The 19847-nt window shown below is 58.9% G+C and carries 21 protein-coding genes; 12 read left to right on the top strand and 9 right to left on the bottom strand.

Annotated features, from left to right (window positions below):
* The first annotated feature begins 73 nt into the window (after positions 1-73).
* Complete coding sequence (locus RSK20926_RS07315) at positions 74-781, top strand: SDR family NAD(P)-dependent oxidoreductase (RefSeq protein WP_008205467.1); 708 nt, start codon at positions 74-76, stop codon at positions 779-781.
* Positions 782-947: 166 nt separating this feature from the next.
* Positions 948-1385, top strand: a complete 438-nt coding sequence (locus tag RSK20926_RS07310) for a hypothetical protein (protein WP_008205465.1) — start codon at positions 948-950, stop codon at positions 1383-1385.
* Positions 1386-1392: 7 nt separating this feature from the next.
* On the opposite strand, the gene RSK20926_RS07305 is transcribed toward RSK20926_RS07310, so the two are convergent.
* The 3 genes from RSK20926_RS07305 to RSK20926_RS07295 are packed head-to-tail and all read right to left on the bottom strand — an operon-like array spanning position 1393 to position 2783.
* On the bottom strand, positions 1393-1878 hold the full coding sequence (locus tag RSK20926_RS07305) for a flavodoxin family protein (protein ID WP_008205464.1): 486 nt from the start codon (positions 1876-1878) through the stop codon (positions 1393-1395).
* 42 nt (positions 1879-1920) lie between these two features.
* Positions 1921-2601 carry a DUF2459 domain-containing protein gene (locus RSK20926_RS07300; RefSeq protein ID WP_008205462.1) on the bottom strand — a complete coding sequence of 227 codons (681 nt, stop codon included), beginning with the start codon at positions 2599-2601 and terminating at the stop codon, positions 1921-1923.
* Positions 2598-2783, bottom strand: a complete 186-nt coding sequence (locus RSK20926_RS07295; RefSeq protein WP_008205461.1) for a zinc-finger domain-containing protein — start codon at positions 2781-2783, stop codon at positions 2598-2600. The genes RSK20926_RS07300 and RSK20926_RS07295 overlap by 4 nt, the downstream gene beginning before the upstream one ends.
* A gap of 83 nt (positions 2784-2866) precedes the next feature.
* Between RSK20926_RS07295 and RSK20926_RS07290 the strand changes: the two genes are divergently transcribed.
* Positions 2867-3796, top strand: coding sequence for an ABC transporter ATP-binding protein (locus RSK20926_RS07290; RefSeq protein ID WP_008205460.1), 930 nt, complete (start codon positions 2867-2869; stop codon positions 3794-3796).
* Between the two features lie 49 nt (positions 3797-3845).
* On the opposite strand, the gene RSK20926_RS07285 is transcribed toward RSK20926_RS07290, so the two are convergent.
* The 3 genes from RSK20926_RS07285 to RSK20926_RS07275 form a co-directional block, all read right to left on the bottom strand.
* The gene (locus tag RSK20926_RS07285; protein ID WP_198136566.1) at positions 3846-4676 is read right to left on the bottom strand and encodes a transglutaminase-like domain-containing protein; all 831 of its coding nucleotides are present in this window, start codon (positions 4674-4676) and stop codon (positions 3846-3848) included.
* 181 nt (positions 4677-4857) lie between these two features.
* Positions 4858-5322: a DUF1203 domain-containing protein gene (locus tag RSK20926_RS07280; RefSeq protein WP_008205458.1), complete on the bottom strand. Its 465-nt coding sequence runs from the start codon at positions 5320-5322 to the stop codon at positions 4858-4860.
* Positions 5323-5474: 152 nt separating this feature from the next.
* The gene (locus RSK20926_RS07275) at positions 5475-6122 is read right to left on the bottom strand and encodes a LysE family translocator (RefSeq protein ID WP_232281862.1); all 648 of its coding nucleotides are present in this window, start codon (positions 6120-6122) and stop codon (positions 5475-5477) included.
* Positions 6123-6293: 171 nt separating this feature from the next.
* Here RSK20926_RS07275 and gpmI point away from each other — a divergent pair, with 171 nt between their 5' ends.
* The 6 genes from gpmI to RSK20926_RS07245 all read left to right on the top strand — a co-directional run bounded on the left by gpmI (position 6294) and on the right by RSK20926_RS07245 (position 13669).
* Positions 6294-7811, top strand: a complete 1518-nt coding sequence (gene gpmI / locus RSK20926_RS07270; protein WP_008205456.1) for a 2,3-bisphosphoglycerate-independent phosphoglycerate mutase — start codon at positions 6294-6296, stop codon at positions 7809-7811.
* Positions 7808-8965: a murein hydrolase activator EnvC family protein gene (locus tag RSK20926_RS07265; RefSeq protein ID WP_008205454.1), complete on the top strand. Its 1158-nt coding sequence runs from the start codon at positions 7808-7810 to the stop codon at positions 8963-8965. Before gpmI ends, RSK20926_RS07265 begins: the two co-directional genes overlap by 4 nt.
* Before the next feature lie 7 nt (positions 8966-8972).
* Complete coding sequence (locus tag RSK20926_RS07260) at positions 8973-10304, top strand: S41 family peptidase (protein WP_037254133.1); 1332 nt, start codon at positions 8973-8975, stop codon at positions 10302-10304.
* 346 nt (positions 10305-10650) lie between these two features.
* Positions 10651-11736 (top strand): ribosome small subunit-dependent GTPase A, encoded by a 1086-nt coding sequence (gene rsgA / locus RSK20926_RS07255; protein WP_037254131.1) that lies wholly within the window; start codon positions 10651-10653, stop codon positions 11734-11736.
* A gap of 128 nt (positions 11737-11864) precedes the next feature.
* Positions 11865-12929: a bifunctional transcriptional activator/DNA repair enzyme AdaA gene (locus RSK20926_RS07250; protein WP_008205451.1), complete on the top strand. Its 1065-nt coding sequence runs from the start codon at positions 11865-11867 to the stop codon at positions 12927-12929.
* Positions 12926-13669 (top strand): isocitrate lyase/PEP mutase family protein, encoded by a 744-nt coding sequence (locus tag RSK20926_RS07245; protein WP_008205450.1) that lies wholly within the window; start codon positions 12926-12928, stop codon positions 13667-13669. The genes RSK20926_RS07250 and RSK20926_RS07245 overlap by 4 nt, the downstream gene beginning before the upstream one ends.
* Positions 13670-13729: 60 nt before the next feature.
* Here the strand turns inward: RSK20926_RS07245 and RSK20926_RS07240 are convergent, their stop codons facing one another.
* The 3 genes from RSK20926_RS07240 to RSK20926_RS07230 form a co-directional block, all read right to left on the bottom strand.
* Positions 13730-14110 (bottom strand): hypothetical protein, encoded by a 381-nt coding sequence (locus tag RSK20926_RS07240; RefSeq protein WP_008205449.1) that lies wholly within the window; start codon positions 14108-14110, stop codon positions 13730-13732.
* An 11-nt stretch (positions 14111-14121) separates the two neighbouring features.
* On the bottom strand, positions 14122-14883 hold the full coding sequence (locus RSK20926_RS07235; RefSeq protein ID WP_008205447.1) for a DUF6478 family protein: 762 nt from the start codon (positions 14881-14883) through the stop codon (positions 14122-14124).
* Between the two features lie 112 nt (positions 14884-14995).
* A complete protein-coding gene (locus RSK20926_RS07230) occupies positions 14996-15814 on the bottom strand; it encodes a hypothetical protein (RefSeq protein WP_008205445.1) in 819 nt (272 codons plus the stop codon).
* Between the two features lie 447 nt (positions 15815-16261).
* Between RSK20926_RS07230 and RSK20926_RS07225 the strand changes: the two genes are divergently transcribed.
* From RSK20926_RS07225 to RSK20926_RS07215, 3 genes are all read left to right on the top strand, one after another.
* A complete protein-coding gene (locus RSK20926_RS07225; RefSeq protein WP_008205443.1) occupies positions 16262-17149 on the top strand; it encodes a CPBP family intramembrane glutamic endopeptidase in 888 nt (295 codons plus the stop codon).
* Positions 17150-17240: 91 nt separating this feature from the next.
* Positions 17241-18185: an acetyl-CoA carboxylase, carboxyltransferase subunit beta gene (accD, locus tag RSK20926_RS07220; RefSeq protein WP_008205442.1), complete on the top strand. Its 945-nt coding sequence runs from the start codon at positions 17241-17243 to the stop codon at positions 18183-18185.
* 155 nt (positions 18186-18340) lie between these two features.
* Positions 18341-19609 carry a bifunctional folylpolyglutamate synthase/dihydrofolate synthase gene (locus RSK20926_RS07215; RefSeq protein ID WP_008205441.1) on the top strand — a complete coding sequence of 423 codons (1269 nt, stop codon included), beginning with the start codon at positions 18341-18343 and terminating at the stop codon, positions 19607-19609.
* Positions 19610-19847 lie beyond the last annotated feature (238 nt).

Below are 19847 nucleotides of genomic sequence, written 5' to 3'. Positions count from 1 at the left end.
GTTTCAGGTTCTCGGGGCTGATTGACTGTGATAGATCCGGGGTCTTCTGATTTTTTGGAACAGGACGGGTCAAATGCAGCTTCAGGGAAAAACCGTTATTGTCACAGGTGGCAGCGATGGCATTGGGCGTCACATCTGTTTGAAACTCGCCGCAGAGGGCTGCAACCTAGCCATTCTGGGCCGCAACGAGGCCCGCCTATCTGCCGTTGCTGTAGAGGCCAGAACACTTGGCGCAGCAAAGGCGCGGGGGTATTCTGCCGATATGACCGATGCCGCAGCACTCCAATCCGTTGTGGCGGAGATCGAAGCGGATTTTGATGGGGTCGATATTCTGGTCAACAATGCCGGGATCTGGCACAAGGCGGGCCCCTTGGACACCATCTCTGACGAGATGCTGATCGCCACGGTGCAGACCAATCTCACAGGTTTGATGCAGCTGACCAAAGCAGTCCTTCCGCGCCTGCGCAGCCGTGATGAGGCGGCAATCCTCAATGTTTCTTCCAAGTCAGGCGTGGTCGCACAGGCGGGGCAGTCGGTCTATACCGCGACCAAATACGGTGTGCGTGGTTTTACCGATGTGCTGAAAGAGGATGAGGCCGAGAGCGGTGTGCGCGTTGCGGGTCTCTATCAGAGTGGCACCAACACGGGCATGTTTGTCAAGGCAGGCGAAGAGGTGCCGAACCATATCTTCACAGAGCCAGAGGATCTGGCAGATGTGGTGGTCTTCATGTTGTCGCGCCCAGCCAAGCTGTGGATGCATGAGGTGCGGGTCGAAATCTGAGACTTTCTCAGAGGTCTTCTCGCTGAAAACCCATGCCGCTCGCCGAGCAGCCTCCTCGGCGGGCGTTGGGCGCCTTTTGAAACTGCTCTATGAAAATCGAGGACAAGCTCTTTAACACCGCGCGAATTTCCCGTTTCTTGAGGCAGGTTTGTCGAAAGAATTTTAGATGCGTATTTCCCTTGTCCTGTTGTTGTCCCTTTTTGCAGTACCATCCTGGGCCGAAGAACCTTGCCAACTGAGAAACAATTATTGTGTTCCAATCGTCGCCTGCACCAAGGATGGCGCTGATTTCTTTGTGGGCAGGGCCTATGGAAAGGACGGCGGCCCGGTGCAAGCTCAATCCAAGAACGGGCGAAAATGTGAGGGGCGCTGGTGGCGCACCCTCATTGGTACGGGCAAAGCGGAACTGACCTGCTCTGACGGGTTGGAAGCCAAGATTTCCTACTCCTATTTTCACAAGGGCTCTGGCACCGTCCTGGGCAAGGCGCGCCTTTCAGATGGCGCGCGCATGTCCTTTTGGGCAGGTCATCGAATCCTTCCATATGTGCTGCACAGAGAACGGCATCGAACTGAAATGATAGATTGCGTTAGAGAGGCGCTTTGAGGCAGGCCTAGAACACTCCCAATGCCAGTCCGGCGCCGATTGCTTGGCCCAGATCTCGGCAGTGCTTCAACCCGTTTTCTGGAATGGTTTTCTCTGCCAAAATGTCTTCGGGTGTCTGCGCATGTGTGCAGAGGATCAGCGGTGCCTGAACCTCTTTCAGGCGCCAACCCGTCGCGATGCGGGCCAGTTGTTTGGCCGCTCCCGAACCATCAGATCCGGCGCAAATCATCTGCGCATAGGCACGGCCTTCGATCTGCCCCAAAATAGGGTAGTAGCAACGATCAAAGAACTCTTTCATCTCGCCGGACAGCGCGGCGAGGTTCTCTGGCGCGCAGAAGATGTAACCAGTGGCGGCAATCAAATCTGCTGGCTGGGCATCTGCGGCTGCTAGTAGCGAAACTTCGATTTCCTCGCGCGCGGCATCCGCCGCAGCCTCCGCCATCTGGCGGCTGCCGCCAGTGCGCGAGTGATAGACAATCAATAGATGTGCCATGGTTGCCCTCTGCTATTTCGCTCGAACCGCCCGATTTAGAGCCTAATCTGCCAGGTACAGCGCGTGGGATAGGGTGACGGAATAGGGCGTCGGGGTCCAGAGCCCAAATCGGCGGCCAGAGGCCCGGATCATGCGCGCAATCCAGGTGTTGCAGGTGCGGAACAGGTGAAATCTCCCTCGTGCCTCAAAGAAGCGATCACTCTGGGTCAACCCGGGGTGTTGCAAAACTTGGATTACCCCATCAGAACCGCGTGCAAAGCTCGCATCCAACGCCTTCAGAAAGGCCGCATACTCCCCTTCGCTAAAGGCGATTTCGGGCAGGTCCAGATGTGGATCAATCCTGCCAAGCACATCTGCTCGAAGGACGGAGCTGTCGCCGAAGAGGCCCCGACCGATGGCTTTGAGTGTGATGTCGCCATAGTCGCCGCTGGTTGTATAGAAGTCTTTGGCGCCCCAGCCCAAAACCAGCCAAGCAGCCTCACTGTGATTAAGCTCGGGTAAAACAGGCTCTAAAAGGGCGAAATACGCCTTGGTTGGCGCATCAAGAGGGATCAGAAAATCGTAGTGTATCGGCCCAGCTGCTAGTAGAACCCGATAAGGTCGACCCCAGGGTGCCGTGGTTTCCTGCCCGGCAGGTAGAACGGCACCGAGGAGGGCGGCTAGAAAGTAGGCCGCGAGTAGCCCGACCGGCCAGCGCAGTGCTCTGGCCAGCGCGTAGATCACCCAGCCACTTTGTCTGCGTAGTCTTTGTGGATGTATTTGCAGTCGCAATAGGGGCATTCGACAAAGCCGTCGCCTTCGGGGATCTGCAGGTAGACCCGCGGATGGCCCAAGGCACCTTCGCTGCCATCGCAGGCAACACGATAGCTCTCTACGATTTTGGTTTCCGGCGCTTCGATGGTCATCGCTGGCAGTCCTCTCGGTTTTAGGCTAGGCGCATTTCTGAACCCTTGTATGGGCGAAGGAAAAACCAGGGGCAAGAGCCGCGATGACAGAACAGGCAATCCGTATCGAAGCATTGCGCAAAACCTACAAGGGCGGCAAAGGCCAGCCCGAGAAACAGGCCCTGAATGGTGTGGATCTGGAAATTCCGCGCGGTTCTGTTTTTGGGCTCTTGGGGCCCAATGGCGCAGGCAAGTCTACCATGATCAATATCCTGGCGGGGCTGGTGCAGAAGACCTCTGGCAAAGTGACGATCTGGGGCTTTGATCAGGATGCAAACCCTCGTCAAAGCCGTGCCTCGATTGGCGTGATGCCGCAGGAGCTGAACCTCGACCCGTTCTTCACCCCGCGCGGAGCGTTGGAGGTTCAGGCGGGTCTTTATGGGGTGCCAAGATTGGCGCGGCGCAGTGATGAGATCCTAGAGATGGTGGGGCTGACGGATAAGGCCCATGCCTATGCGCGCACTCTTTCTGGTGGTATGCGGCGGCGGCTCTTGCTGGGCAAGGCGCTGGTGCATCACCCGCATATTCTGGTCCTGGATGAACCCACAGCCGGGGTGGACATCGAGTTGCGGCAGATGCTCTGGGCCAATATCCGCAAGCTCAATCAGCACGGCATGACCATAATCCTCACCACCCACTACCTGGAAGAGGCCGAGGAGATGTGTGATGAGATTGCCATCATCAACCAAGGGGAGCTGGTGGTGCGCGACAGCACGGCAAATCTGCTGGGTCGGCTGGATGCCAAATCCATGGTGGTACACCCCGCTTCACCGGTGGTGGACCTGCCACAGGGCACCGGCCTCACCTCTGAGCTGCGCGATGATGGAGCGGTTTTGCTGCGCTACCACAGCAACCAGACCAGTGCCGAAGAGGTTCTGGCCGCCGTCCACGCCGCCGGGATTTCCATTCGGGACGTCAAGACCAACGAAGCTGATCTGGAAGATGTCTTTCTGTCCTTGACCAAATCTGGGTGAGGCACTGGTCAGGCTTTCTGACGCAGGCCTTGCTGGCACGAGCAGATTTTTAGCCCGAAGTATCTTTTTGGCTGTGCGGTGGCGAACTGTGGTTTGCAAGAGCGCCTAGGGCGTCAGATTTCGTTTCAGAGCGGAGACCCTCTGATCGGGTGGGCTGCTGCAGGCCGGGAATTGCTGGCACGTAACCCCGGCGAATGTTTCGAACCCGTCCATTCATCCAATGACGCAGGGCATAGCGATAGAGCAGGGTTTTGACTGGGCCGAAATCCTGCTGATGATGGGCATAGAAATCATCAGGCGTATCCCAGAGACCTAGATCTTCGGCAATGCCCGTTGCTTGGATAAAGGTATCCTCCCCCCGCCATTCAACAGCGGGATCTGCTAGGCAATCGGTGCCCGCCCCATAGGCACAAAGCGCGTTCACCTGCGGGAAGGCGCGCTGCAGCGCTGTCAGAAAACGCTCATCCAGAATGAAGCCTTCCAGCTTGATCCAGTGCTCGCCGATCTGCACCTCGACCCAGGAATGCAGGATCCGCGCCGGAGCAATCGCATAGGCCAGCTCTGGCACCAAGCCACGTTGCAGTGCCTTGTGAATGGTGAAGCCATGCAGGCGGCAAGGAAGATCGAGGGCCCGCAAGAGCGCCATCAGCAGCGTCGCTTTGGTGTTGCATTGCCCATAGCCATCGGCCAGCACCTGAGAGGCCGGAATGTCATCCGCTTGGTTGTAGCCAAAAGCGATTTCATTGCGGGTGAAGTCATAGGCCGCCCCAACGCGATCATGGGGCGAAAGGTCGTGCCAGCCGCGCTGGGCGATGAGCCGTTTTAAATCGGGATGGGTGAAGTTCAGCAGGGCACTTGCCTGAAGTAGCGTGTTGGGCATGGTCATGAACGATCTTTCACAAGGGTTTCCTGGGTCAGATCGGGTTATGCGGCCTCTAGCTGCTAGAGCTTCAAGCAGTTTCTTGAATGGCGTGCGCCGTTGCCTGCGCACGCTGGGATAGGTTTTTGTTTTCTTTTCCTAATGGCAGGTAAATTGTTTCGCGCGCGAAACATTTTCACCCTCAGCTGCGGTCGATCCGGGCCTGATAACAATTGTTGCGGGAGGAGCGCACATGGACATAGGCCACCTTGTCATTCTCCAGAATGGCTTCGGCCCGGGCGATCATCTCTGACTGAGGGATAACAATGCCGGTGCCATAGACGATCCGGTCATCAGCGCTGTAGCCCTTGATCAAAAAATCTGGCGGGGTTGTCAGCACCTGCGGCAGGCCCTCTCCCTCATGCCGTTCGCAGTGATCTGCACAAAGAAAGATTGGCCCGGTTTCCGCATAGGGCTGCGCCGTGGGGAAAGGGCGATGGGCTAGGATCAACATCTCGGCACCTTCAGGGATAAACGTCAGGCAATGGCGGCAGGGGTTACCTCCTCCATGCGAGGTGCTGCGCTCAACAGGGTTGCCATAAGCATCCTTTCCTCCGTTTTGTAGAGCTCGGACCTCTTCAGTAGGCAGGGCGCAAATGCGGGTCATGTCGTTTCCTTTTCGTCGCTGAGTTTCTGCCAAACTCTATCCCCCGCGACGGCCATGGGGATCGACCCGTTTCCTGCCCATTCACAGACGAGTCGATGGCTGTGATCTTTTCGAAAGTTTCCCGCTTCAAGCCTGGAAGCACTCGGTTCAGACTAACGGGCTACAGCCATGTAGAGGCTGCCTCCCAGGAGGCAACTGCCGCCAGCCTGATCAAAACGACGCCTTGCCACGGGTGATTGGAAACCCTGGCGCAGGCGCGCAGCCAACAGCGCATAGGCGCCTAGAACACCCGCAACAATCACCGAGGAACTTGCCGCGACCAGAAGGTATTGCCCCAGAAGATCGGCCCCGGGGTTCAGGAACTGGGACAGGAAGGCGACGTAGAAGATCAGGGCTTTGGGGTTCAGGATTGCGGTCAGAAAGCCTGCGCGAAGGCTGGATCTGGCGATGTCTTGGCGTGGCTCAGACAGGTGGGATGCTTTGTGTGCACCGCGCAACTGACGCCAGCCCAACCAGGCCATATAAAGAACCCCGGCCCATTTTACCGCCTGGAACAGGTTGGCCGAGGCCGCGAGGATTGCCCCGACCCCTAAAAGCGAAAGCGCGATTATCCACAGGCCGCCGATCAGCTCACCCAGGATGCAAAAGGCAGCGGCGCGCATGCCATGTGACAGGGCCTGTCCCGTCACCATCATCACACTGGGGCCCGGAATGATCGAGATCACGGTATAGGCCAGGACAAAGGTCAGCCAGAGTTCAAAGGTCATCGCCTGTTCCACCTGTATTACGGCATCCGCCATGGGTTTCGGATTATCGATCAGAGAATGCGCAGAAAGCTGGGCAAAGGCCACTTCTGGCGCGGTTTCGCATCATGATAACGCCAACTGTGGCAGGAATGACGGTTCACCCCGGTGGTGCAAGAGGGTAGAAGGCGGTAACGCCTTGAAAAATTGCTTCTGCGGAGCCCTGATATGACCAGCCCGAAACCTGTTGTCCTATGCATACTTGATGGCTGGGGCAGCGCGGCACCTGGTGCAGCCAACGCCCCCTTTCTGGCACAGACCCCAACGCTGGATGTGATCGCCAAGACCTGTCCGGTGGCAGAACTGATCACCCATGGGCCGGATGTAGGCCTGCCAAGTGGGCAAATGGGGAACTCTGAGGTGGGTCATACCAATATCGGTGCAGGCCGAGTGGTGGCAATGGATCTGGGGCAGATCGACCTTGCCATCGAAGATGGCTCTTTCTACCGCAATGAGGCGCTGCAAGCCTTCATCGCAAAGCTGCAAGAAACCGGAGGGGCCGCGCATCTGATGGGGCTTGTTTCGGATGGCGGAGTGCATGGCCATATCACCCATATTCTGGCGGCCATCCGCGCCATTACCGATGCGGGGGTTCCGGTCTGGCTGCATGCTGTCACCGATGGCCGTGATGTGGCGCCGAAATCGGCTTTTGGCTATTTTGCCGAGCTCAGCGAGAAACTGCCCGAAGGCGCACGTATCGCCACCGTGACTGGGCGCTATTTCGCCATGGATCGCGACAACCGCTGGGAGCGGGTGAGCGAAGCCTATGGGGCCATGATCAAGGGTGAGGGCCGCTTTGTGCGCGATGCTCACAATGCAGTGGACCATGCCTATAACCAATCGGAAAGCGACGAATTCATCAGCGCTTCGGTGATTGAAGGCTATGAGGGCCTGAAGGACGGCGATGGTTTCTTCTGTCTGAACTTTCGTGCCGACCGGGCACGTGAGATCCTGCGTGCCATCGGGGAGCCCGGATTTGCTGAGTTTGACACCGGCAAGCGCCCCGCGCTTGCAGCCCTCCTGGGCATGGTGGAATACTCCGAAAGCCACAGCAGCTATATGACCACCGCATACCCCAAGCGGAAGATCGTCAATACTCTTGGCGAATGGGTGGCGAAACAGGGCAAAACCCAGTTCCGCCTGGCCGAGACCGAGAAATACCCGCATGTGACCTTCTTCCTCAACGGCGGCAAGGAGCAGCCCGAGGAGGGCGAAGACCGCTTTATGCCCAAGTCGCCCAAGGTGGCGACTTATGATTTGCAGCCGGAAATGTCGGCCCCCGAGGTGACCGGCAAATTCATCGAGGCGATCGAAGCGGGCTATGACCTCATTGTCACCAATTATGCCAACCCGGATATGGTGGGTCATACCGGGGATCTGCAGGCCGCGATCAAGGCCTGCGAGGCGGTCGATCAGGGGCTCGAGCAGGTGGTGGCTGCTCTGGAGAAAGCCGGTGGCGCCATGTTGGTCACTGCGGATCACGGCAATTGCGAAGTCATGGTTGATCCAGAAACCGGGGGTGCTCATACCGCTCATACCACCAATCTGGTGCCCGTTGCCCTGCTGGGTGGGCCCGAGGGTGCAAAACTGCGCAACGGACGTCTGGCGGATCTGGCCCCCACTCTGCTAGAGCTGATGGGGCTGACCAAACCTGAAGAGATGACCGGAGAAAGCCTGCTTACATGATCCTGCGCCCTGCCTGGTTGAGCCGCCTTGCCGCGGCCTCTGTGCTTGCACTTCTGGCGCTGCCCCTGCGGGCAGAACAGGACCCTGCCGCTGCCGCAATCGCAGCGGCGGCGCAGCTGGAGCAGGCAACGGTGCAGCTGGAACAGGCCGAAAGCGCGCGTGATCGGGTAAAAGCCCTGACCCAAACCCTGCGCGCCTATGAGGCGGGCTTGGGCGCCATGCGCGAAGGCCTGCGCCAGGTCGCGCGCCGCGAAGCGCAGGTTCTGGCGCAATTGGATGCCCGTCAGGATGAGGTGGCCGACCTCTTGGGCATTCTCCAGACGATAGAGACCTCCGCCCCACCGGTGCTGATGCTGCACCCCTCGGGTCCTTTGGGGGCCGCGCGCTCTGCCATGATGGTGGCAGAGGTCACACCCGGCCTGCATGCCCGCGTAGAATCGCTGCGCGCGGATCTGGAAGAGGTGCAGTCCCTGCGCCTGTTGCAGCAAAATGCTGCTGGAACCTTGGAAAAAGGGTTGAGCGGCGTGCAGGAAGCCCGCACCGCGCTGTCTAAAGCGATTGCGGATCGCACCGATTTGCCGCGCCGCTTTACTGCAGATGCAACACGCACGGCGATATTGATCTCCTCAACCGAGACCCTTTCGGGATTTGCCAGCGGATTGGCGGAAATCGCAATAGACGGGGAGGTCGCACCCGCGACGGCGGATATCTCTGCGTTGCGCGGTGAGCTACCTTTGCCATTGGAAGGCCTGGTTTTGCGCGGGTTTGGCCAAAAGGATGCAGCCGGGATCGCCCGGCCCGGCCTGTTGGTCGCAGCGCGTCCCCGGGCTCTGGTGACCTCTCCCACGGCTGCAACGATCCGCTACCGTGGGCCACTTTTGGACCTGGGCAATGTCATGATCCTTGAACCTCAGCCCGAGACCCTCTTTATTCTGTCAGGACTCGCAGAGGTTTTTGGCGATGCCGGTCAGGTGATCCCAGAGGGGACGCCGGTGGGCCTTATGGGTGGAGATACCCCGCAAGCTGGTGCCATTTTGTCACTTAGCGGTGAAGGGGGTGGAACTGACCGGACAGAAACGCTCTATATAGAAGTCAGAATGGAAAACAGCCCGGTGGACCCTGAGACATGGTTCCGCACCGGAAAAGGTGGATGAAAGTTTCATGAGAAAATTTGCCATGGCCGCTTTTGGCGGTACGCTTGCCGGGATTGTGGCGACAACCTATGTGGCGGGTCCGCTGCTGGCACAGGAAGGTGTGCGTGAGGCGACCGTCTATGAGCAGCTGGATCTTTTTGGCGATATTTTTGAGCGTATCCGCGCGCAGTATGTCGAAGATGTAGATGAGAAAGAGCTGATCGAAGCCGCGATTGGCGGCATGCTCTCCTCGCTTGATCCACATTCCAGCTACCTTTCTCCGGATGATGCCGCCAGCATGCGGGTGCAAACCCGTGGTGAATTCGGCGGTCTTGGCATCGAGGTCACCCAGGAAGAGGGCTTTGTCAAAGTCGTCTCCCCGATCGACGGCACCCCAGCGGATGAAGCCGGGATCGAAGCCGGGGATTTTGTCACCCATGTGGATGGGGATAGCGTGTTGGGCCTCAGCCTTGATGAGGCGGTGGATCTGATGCGTGGGCCGGTGGGTTCTGAGATCGTAATCACCGTTGTGCGCGAAGGTGAGCCTGAGCCCTTTGATGTCTCGATCATCCGCGACACCATCAAGCTGACTGCCGTGCGCGCCCGCACCGAGGGCGAGACCGTGGTCTTGCGCATCACTACCTTCAACGACCAGACCACGCCAAACCTGGAATCTGGCCTGGCCAAGCAGATCGAAGAGGCGGGTGGGCCCGAGAATGTGAACGGCATTGTTCTGGACCTGCGCAACAATCCCGGCGGTTTGCTGACCCAGGCCATTCGGGTGGCCGACAGCTTCCTTGAAAGCGGTGAGATCGTCTCCACCCGTGGGCGCAACCCCGAAGATGGCGAACGTTTCAACGCCACGCCCGGTGACCTCTCTGCGGGTAAGCCCATCGTGGTGCTGATCAACGGCGGTTCTGCCTCTGCGTCTGAAATCGTCGCCGGCGCGCTGCAGGATCACCGCCGTGCCATCGTCGTCGGCACCAAGAGCTTTGGTAAAGGCTCGGTCCAGACGGTGATGCCGCTGCGTGGCGAAGGGGCAATGCGCCTCACCACCGCGCGCTATTACACCCCGTCGGGTCGCTCCATCCAGGCGCTTGGCGTCTCTCCTGACATCGTTGTCGAACAGCCGCGCCGCCGCGCCACCGAGGAAGAGGAGGAGGCCAACGGTCGCCGTACACGTTCCGAGGCGGACCTGCGCGGAAGCCTGAACAATGACAGCCTGACCGAGGATGAAATCCGTCAGATCGAAGAGGATCGGGCAAAGGCGGAAAAAGCGGCGGAACTGCGTGAGCAAGACTATCAGCTGGCCTATGCAATCGACATTCTGAAAGGGCTTGTCGCCCTTGGGTCGAAATAGTGCTGTGCTGTGAAAACCAAGGGGCGGAGTCCCGGGTTTTCAACCGCTACAAGACAAATGGCCGCCTCGTGAGAGGCGGTCTTTTTACTGCTTTATCCTCTGCTTCAGGCCAGTGTCGACGGGGCGGAGTTGACCGTTGCGCGGCGCGCACCTATTCTGTCAGAGCAAACATGGAGAATGTATGTCCCGGTAAAAGGGGGAAGCGACAGCGGCTTCCCGCAGCAGTTTCATCTCAGCCTTCCCCAATGGCCAGCGCCAATGGGAACGGATGTGCTGCACACCCGAGATCCAGAAATTCCTTGGCTACGGCTCCGCGCCCAGGCCACTCCATGAAAGTTTCAAACCAATGATACGGGATTATTCCCAATTCCTCCCGAGCGAGGGAGATCAGACCGAAAAAGCAGCAGAGCTTGACCCGCTGACACAGCTTGGCTGGCAAAACTTCTTTGCCCATCAGACCCTGGACCGCGACTTACGTGAAACCCCGCCAGTTCGGGTGACCTCTGCCCACCGCAATGGCTTGCGGGTGCAGGGCGAAGAGATAGACGAGCTGATACCGCCGGGGCCAGAAGCCACGGTTGGCGATTGGCTGCTCCTCAATCGGGCCCTGCCTGCCAATAGCGAAGTGCTGGAGCGCAAGAGCCTGTTCAAACGCCGTGCGCCGGGTCATGACCGTTCAATCCAGTTGATCGCAGCCAATGCCGATACCAGCTTTATCGTCACCTCCTGCAATCAGGATTTTAACCTGGCCCGGCTGGAGCGGTTCATTGCATTGGCCTTTGAGGCCGAAGTGATGCCGGTGATCCTGCTGACCAAGCCGGACCTCTGTGACGACCCGATCCCTTATGTGGAGCAGGCGCGCAGCATCTCCGACCGGGTGCCGGTGGTTTTGCTTAATGCCAAAAGCCCCGAAGCCAGGGAGCAGCTGGCCCCCTGGTGCAAGCCGGGACAGACCCTGGTGTTTCTCGGCTCTTCCGGGGTGGGGAAATCCACCCTGGTCAATGCGCTTTTTGGAGAGGGGCGGGCAGCAACCGGCGAAATTCGTGAAGACGACGCGCGCGGCCGACACACCACCCGCCATCGGCAGATGCATTTCATGCCAAATGGCTGCGCTGTGCTGGACACTCCGGGCATGCGAGAGCTGCAGATGGCCGAGGCCGAAAGCGGTATTGCCGATTTGTTTGCGGATCTGGAAGAGCTGGCCGGGCAATGCAAATTCCGCAACTGCGCCCATGAAGGTGAACCGGGCTGCGCCATTGCAGCGGCTATCGCCAGCGGCGAGGTGGAAGAGGCCCGGCTGCAGCGCTGGAATAAGTTGAAAGCAGAAGAAAGCTTCAACACGGCCTCGCTGAGTGAACGCAAAGGCAAGAGCAAGGCGCTGCAAAAGACCATTCGCGCGGTCCAGAAGCGCAATCGCAAGAGCGGGCGCTAGCGCCTGGGATACCTAGCCTCGCCAGCCACTCTGGCGGGGCGCATCACACGCAAGCGTGATGAAAAAGATTTGCGATTAACGCCCGGAAACCGGCGACGGGCGGCGGATTGATTGGCTAAGCTTTGGCCATGATGTTCGATCTTCCTGATTCCAAAACCCTCTACGCGGCGCTATGTGCCCGCGACGAAACCTATGAAGGGCGCGCCTATGTGGGCGTGACCTCTACCGGTATTTTCTGTCGCCTCAGCTGCCCGGCGCGCAATCCCAAGTTTGAGAACTGCCAGTTCTTTGCCTCGCCGGGCCAATGTATCGAAGCAGGGTTTCGGGCCTGCAAGCGCTGCAAACCACTGAAAGCAGCGGCCGGGGATGACCCGATGGTGCAACCGCTTCTCGATGCATTGGAAGCGCGCCCGAGTTATCGCTGGGGCGAAGGTGATGTGGTGGCAATGGGGTTTGACCCCTCAACCGTGCGCCGCGCCTTCAAACGCCATTTTGGGATGACCTTTCTTGAAATGGCGCGACAGCGGCGGTTGCGTGATGGCTTTACCACGCTCAAAGCCGGTGAACCGGTGATTGCCGCACAGATTGATGCGGGGTTTGAGAGCCCCTCTGCCTTTCGCGCGGCCTTTGCCCGGCTGGTGGGACTGCCGCCCGGGGCCTTCCGCAAGGATGCGCTGTTGCAGGCCGATTGGATCGAGACCCCGCTGGGGGCGATGATTGCCATTTCCTGTCCGCACCGGCTGCATCTCTTGGAATTTGCCGACCGCAAGGCCCTGCCGCGCGAGATGCAGCGGCTGCAAAAGGCACAGCCTGGTGGTATTGGCTTTGGTCGCCCGGAGCCAACCCAGCAAATCGCCGAAGAGCTGCACCGCTATTTTGACGGGGAGGAGGCCAGTTTCAAAACTGACCTGGCTCTGCATGGTACAGCCTTTGAGCAGGAGGTCTGGCGCTATCTGCTGGAAATCCCCGCAGGGGAGACCCGCAGCTATTCGCAGATTGCGCAGGAGCTTGGTCGGCCTTCTGCAACCCGGGCCGTTGCGCGGGCCAATGGCAGCAATCAGATTGCCGTTGCGGTCCCCTGCCACCGGGTGCTTGCCGCCGATGGTGGCCTGACTGGCTATGGCGGTGGGCTCTGGCGCAAGCAGCGCCTGATAGAGATTGAAACAGGATACAAACAGAGGCTTTCAGCATGAGTTATCAGACCAGGGCACTTGCATTTGCGCAGCGGCATCAGCCAGGTGATCCCATTGTTCTCTACAATATTTGGGATGCCGGCAGTGCGCTTGCGGTGGAGCAGGCCGGGGCGCAGGCGCTCGCAACGGGCAGTTGGTCCGTGGCGGCAGCACAGGGCTATGGCGATGGGGAGCAGCTCCCACTGGATCTCCTCCTGACCATCGTGCGCCGGATTTCGGAGAGCTGTGAACTGCCGCTGAGTGTTGATTTTGAAGGTGCCTATGCGGTGGAACCGGAACAGGTGACGCAGAATGTGCAGCGCCTGGTTGAGGCCGGTGCCATTGGTCTGAACTTTGAGGATCAGATTGTTGGTGGCGAAGGTCTTTATGATGTCGCGACGCAGGGCAAACGCGTGGCTGCTGTTCGCGCAGCCAATGAAGACTTTTTTATCAATGCGCGTACCGACCTGTTCCTGAAGGAAAAAGACCGCTCCAAACATGAAGCGCTTTTGCCTGAAGCGCTGGAACGTGCTGCGACCTATGGTGAGGCAGGGGCCAGCGGCTTCTTTGTGCCGGGCCTAACGGATACCGAGCTGCTGGCGCGTTTTTGCGGTGCTTGCCCGTTGCCGGTTAATGCAATGATGCGGGGGTTGTCGATTTCTGATGCGGCAATGGCAGGCGTTGCGCGCTGCAGCTATGGGCCAATGCCCTATGCCAAGGCAATGAAACAGGTGGCAGAGGCATTTTCTGCGCTGTCCTAGAGTGTCTTCAGGCAGGGGACTCTTTGACATTGCCAATGGCTGCGGCAGCCCGTTTTGGAACTAGCTGGTTTCCACACAATGGCGGCGAAACGCGCGTTTCAGCATGTCCAGCTCAGCGCGCAGAAGATCGATTTCTGCGCGCATGTCATCAACCCCTGCGTCACCCGCAATCAGGGTAAAGCTGTCCAGCCTTTGCCCCTGTTGGCCAGCCTCTGTGATGACAAAGGTCTGCACCCCATCTGAGATGGCTTCTTGTGGGATGGTGATCTTAAGGTTCCACTCATCATCCGCCGTGCCCTCGCTGACTTCAACGCCCTCCAGGGGTTGATCTTGAAACAGGACTTGGATCTCAGGCGGCTCCCCTGCGCCAGTCTTCTGGCGAATGATGCCTTCCCAGGTGCCATTGCGAAAACAGGTTTTGCTGATAGCAAGATCGGCCATCTTGGGGTTCCTCAGATATTGGCGCGGCGATGGCGCGCAAAGGTCAGATCGCGTATGGTAACCTGGTTCATAACGGGGCCTTCAAAGATCAGGTCCAGCCAGATCTTCTCTATTCGTTTTTCGTTCAGGTTTGAGTAGGCCATATCATATTCGATTGTGGCCTGTCGTAGTCCAGCAGGGAGTTCCCGGACGAGTTGATCTGTGTTGGGGCCGTGGCGAACGTTCAGACGAGCGAAGATTTCCAGCGGCTTTTCGGTTTCGATGATCGTATCGATGCGGATCAGGTTCTGCTTGGTCAGACCCTTGCAGGCTTCCACCGGCAGATCCACGACTAGCGATAAGAATGAGCCATCGAAGTTGAACACATCCATGCGCAGGCCGAAAGGCGCCAGATCCTCTTCGCGGCTGTTGCGCAACTGACGAAGAGTCAGCTCTGATGTGGTGCAATCGTGAAATAGGGTGATCTCTTCGCCCAAGGTGGATTTCGACGGAGCAGAGGCGATGCCGGGGCTTGGCAGCGGGCCGCGCCACAGCTCCGGGCGCCAGGACCAATCGGTGCCATGGGGGCGTGGGAAGAAAGAGGAGCCGATCTGCGGCAGGGCCAGTCGACCATCAGCGACATGGATCAAGCGATCCAGCGCGCTGCGCAATTCCTTGGCCTGGGTGCGCTGCTCTCTCAGACCTGCCAGAGGAGCTGTTTCCGCTTGTGCGGCTGCACGACGCCACCGTCGAAGCGCATTGCGATAGTTCAGCTTTTCGAAAAAGGCGGCCATCGTTGGGTTTTGCTATCCTCTTGCCTGGGCTTCTGCCCGGATCCAGATCATTGACTTGTGGTTGGCCCGCTTTCTGACAGGCTGAAACCTAGGTCAATCTAGCCGCTTTAGGTCACTGAAATAAACCGGCAATCCGCTGCCCGAGTGAGAGTTTTTTACGCGGTTTCGTTTCCGGATGCGCGGAAACCGCGTCTTCGTCGGGCCTGGGCCTGGGGCGCAATAGGGCCGCGGGTTGCTGAATCTGGCGGGCCGCTTGGGAGGGGGTACCTTCCAAAGTTGGCTCTGGCGCGCTCTGCAGGCTGGCTTCCAGGCTGCGGCGGGTCATTTCGCGCAGCACTTCTGCTCCGGCCTCTCCCAGCATTGGGCTGCCTTCTGGAGCATAAAGCGCAAGCACCACCAGAGAACCGTCCAGCACAAAGGCACCACGCCAGTGCTCTGGGCTGGCCCCCTGGGCAAAGCTGGACCCTGTTGCCCCATGGCTTGGCCAGTGCAACCGGACCAAAGGAAGCAATCCGCTGTCATCATAGTGCAGCAGCTTGGCACCAGCCGCAGTATGGGCCAGGTCCCCGGATCCGGGTGCTGCATCGCCTTTTGCTTCGCCTATCGTGGCGGTTATGACTGCCGCGCGGTGCTTGCCGAACCAGCTGCTGCCCTGCATGAGACTGCAGCGCGGCAAGAGAGCAAAGCCGCCATCGGCTTCCTGGCGTAGGATTTCGGGATCAAAACAATGCCCGGAAGGGGCTGCAAGGGTGATTTTCCCGTCTGCAAACTGTGCCTGATTGCGAGAGGTTGGCACCTCCCTTTGCGGCCCCGAGCTGGATAGAAAAGCAAATGAGGAGCGGCTATTTGATGTATCTGCACAGCCGGACAAAAAGAGGCCGGCCGCCAGAACCGGGACCGTCAATGCGCCGCGCTGAAGCGCAGGCCGCATGGATCGCAATAGGGAAGATCGCAATGGAGGAAAAAGAACCTTGGTCATTCTGGCGGCAGGTCGATTGGCCACTGTGCTTACACTCCCTTACCTCTCTGGTGGAGGCTAGATTTGTCTTGTTGCCAGTGGCTTAGCGCTGGCCAAAGGAGGGGGCAAGGGCAGGTGGCTTGTCCTGCACAAAAGATCGCTGGGACTGTGTCCTTGTAAACCGACAAAGGGGCTGCGAATCTTATGGCGCAACTGGCCTTGTTGGATGTCCGGTTTCTTCCCTACTCCCCAGATGTAGAGGTGACACGGTTTTAGGGGGCAGCGGCAAGGTCACAAGCAACACCAAAAGAGGTTTGCAGCAGAAAAGACACAAGCCCTGCGGATTGGCTTGTCTGTGGTGTTGTGCTCTGATCGGGTGTGCCCAAAAGATCGATTTGGTTGTCAGGACGAGAAACACCCATGAACAGAGCAGATTATCAGCCGCAAGAGATCCTCAGCGCGCCTTTGCGCGAGGTGGCACAGATCTGGCGACTGGTGCTGGCTTTGGTGCTGATTGGCGTTGTGAGCACGCTCTTGAGCACGGTTTTTCTGCTCTCTGCGGTACGCCTGGTGCCAGGAGCCTGGGCCTGGCAATTGGCGGATGGGCTGAACCCGGTTGCAATGTTCCTGCTTCTGATGAGCTTCTCTTTCATGACCTTGGCCACGGGTATGGCAGCCCGGTTGCTGCAACGCCGCTCTCTGGTTTCGGTTCTGGGCGATTGGCCCCTGTTTGTGTTCCAGTTTCGCCGGGTTCTCCTGGGTATGTTCCTGTTGATGGGCGTGGTTTTCCTATTGCCGCCCTATGATATGGGAGAGCCGCTCAGGCCGAATTTGGCCTTTGGTGACTGGCTCTTGCTACTGCCGCTGTCGCTCCTGGGGGTGCTGATTCAGACTGGTGCCGAAGAAATTGTCTTTCGCGGTTACTTTCAACAGGCCCTGGCGGCACGGTTTAAATCCCCGTTGATTTGGTTGCTGCTGCCTTCGGTGTTGTTTGGTCTGGGGCATTACATGCCTGCGGAAGCGGGGGAGAACGCATGGCTGATCTGCCTTTGGGCGACTGTGTTCGGCCTTTTGATGGCGGATCTCACCGCGCGGTCGGGCACGCTGGGGCCCGCGATTGCAGTCCATTTCGCCAATAACATCGTGGCCTTGTTGCTTATTGCCTCTCCGGACAGCCTGAATGGCTTGGCGCTCTATCTTTCGCCCTACGCGTTGTCAGATACAGAGCATTTGCGATCCTGGCTGCTGGTGGATGGGGTGTTCCTCTTGGTGACCTGGCTGGTGGCACGGCTGGCTATAAGGCGCTGATTGCAATTCGTGGCAACTGCGCTTATCTGGGGGGCAAACCGGCCCCGGCCCGATTGGCCCTGACCTTGATTGGCCCTGACAGAGGCAAGATATGAACTGGATCACCAACTACGTCCGTCCACGGATCAACTCTATCTTTTCGCGCCGAGAGGTGCCTGAGAACCTTTGGCACAAATGCGATGAATGCGGCACCATGCTGTTTCACCGCGAGCTGAGCGACAATCAGAACGTCTGTACCAATTGCGACCACCATATGCATATCACACCGCGGGACCGGTTCACCGCGCTGTTCGATGGCGGTGTCTTCAATGAGGTCGCGGTGCCAGAGCCGATCGCGGATCCGCTGAAGTTCAAGGACCAGAAGAAATACCCCGACCGCATGAAGGCGGCGCAGAAGAAAACCGATGAGAAAGAGGCCATGCTGGTGGCCGCAGGCGAAATCGGGCGCACTCCGATTGTTGCCGCGGCGCAGGACTTCTCTTTCATGGGCGGTTCCATGGGCATGTATGTGGGCAATGCGATCATTGCCGCCGCTGAAGAAGCGGTGAAACTTGGCCGCCCGCTGGTTCTGTTCTCTGCGGCCGGTGGTGCTCGCATGCAGGAGGGGATCCTCAGCCTGATGCAGATGCCGCGCACCACTGTGGCGGTACAGATGCTGAAAGAGGCTGGCCTGCCCTATATCGTTGTATTGACTCATCCAACCACCGGCGGGGTGACGGCTTCTTATGCAATGCTGGGGGATGTGCATATCTCTGAGCCCAATGCGCTGATCTGTTTTGCGGGACCGCGTGTGATCGAGCAGACCATTCGCGAAAAACTGCCCGAGGGCTTCCAGCGCGCGGAATATCTGTTGGATCACGGTATGTTGGATCGGGTGATCTCGCGCACCGAAATGCGTGACGAGCTTATCAAGATCATTCGCATGATGATGCAGCTTCCGCCACAGATCGTGGGTGATCTGCCTGCACCGGAAGAAGGCGAAGAAGCCGCGAATGCGCCTGTTGATGCCGCTGCCAGCGAAGAAGCAGCACAGTAAATTTAGTTAGAAAACTCTGCCTGGCTTGCAGTCAGGCTGCGCCCATCCCGCCCGACACGGGGTGGGCGCTTTGCTTCCACCCCGCCGGGACGGGCGCGGCTACCGCAGGAATACCGCGGCAAACCCGGTTCGGAGGGTCAGACAGGACCAGGCTGATGACACAGAGCTCCGATGCAATCCTCGCCCGCATGATGGCGCTGCACCCAAAGATCATTGATCTGACCTTGGATCGGGTCTGGCGCTTGCTGGCGGCCCTGGACAATCCGCAGGAAAACCTGCCGCCGGTGATCCATCTGGCGGGCACCAATGGCAAAGGCTCCACACAGGCGATGATTCGCGCCGGTCTGGAGGGCATGGGTAAGTCCGTTCATGCCTATACCTCTCCGCATCTGGCCCGTTTCCACGAGCGCATTCGTCTGGCTGGAGAGCTGATCAGCGAGGAACACCTGAGCGAGATCCTGGATGAATGCTATGCCAAGAACGGTGGCATCGACATCACCTATTTCGAGATCACTACCTGTGCGGGACTTCTGGCCTTTGCCCGTACCCCGGCGGATTACACCCTGCTGGAGGTGGGCCTGGGGGGGCGCCTGGACGCCACCAATGTGATCACTCCTGAACTCAGCGTGATCACCCCGATCTCGATCGATCATGAGCAATTCCTGGGGGATACCCTGGCCAAGATCGCTACCGAGAAGGCAGGTATCATCAAACGCGGCGTGCCCGTAGTGGTTGGCCCCCAGGCGGATGAGGCACTGGAGGTCATCGAGGCCACCGCTGCCCGTTTGGGCGCGCCGTTGATTGCCTATGGGCAGCAATGGCATGTGCATGAAGAGCACGGACGGCTGGTGTTCCAGGATGAGCGCGGATTGCTGGATCTGCCTCTTCCTGCGCTGCTGGGCGCGCATCAGATCCAGAATGCCGGGGCAGCTCTTGCAGCTCTGCGCTACCTTGGTGCGGATGAGGCGGCCTGTGAGGCGGCGATGGTCAATGCAGAGTGGCAGGCCCGTATGCAACGTCTGAAGACCGGACCCCTGGTCGAGATGGCGACGGAAGCTGAACTCTGGCTTGATGGTGGTCACAACGCGGCGGCGGGTCTGGCGCTGGGGGATGTGCTTTCCAAGCTGCCCAAACGCCCGACTCATTTGATCTGTGGTATGCTGAACACCAAGGATGTGACAGGCTACATGGCGCCGCTGGCCCCTCAGGTGACGAGCCTCACTGCGATCTCCATCCCGGATGAGGTAAACACGCTGAGTGCCGAAGACACGGAAGCAGCAGCGCGGGACGTGGGCATCAAGGCCTGTACAGCAGAAAGCACCCAGGTGGCGCTGAAAGCGATCCTGGCAGAGGAGCCGGACGCGCGGGTGCTGATCTGTGGCTCGCTTTACCTTGCAGGTCACATCCTGCGGGAAAACGGCTGAGCGACCTGTGCAAGAGCAGCTCGGGTGGGGCTCCCGCCCAGCTTCGATCTGAAGATCTCATCCGGTTGGGCCTGGCGCCGCTGTTGCGGCGCCGGACGGGAAGAGCCCTGAGCGCAAAGCCCAAAGAAAGGGCGTGGCAAAAGAATGCACTGAGAAAGCGCATAGGTGTCGACCCATTGGTGCAGGCTGTTTCTTACAATCAAAGACCTGGGAGCAAAGACCGAGGAGTAAAGCCCGA

The sequence above is a fragment of the Roseobacter sp. SK209-2-6 genome (assembly GCF_000169455.1).
Classification (GTDB): domain Bacteria; phylum Pseudomonadota; class Alphaproteobacteria; order Rhodobacterales; family Rhodobacteraceae; genus Pseudophaeobacter.
This window is presented reverse-complemented; position numbering and strand designations above follow the sequence as displayed.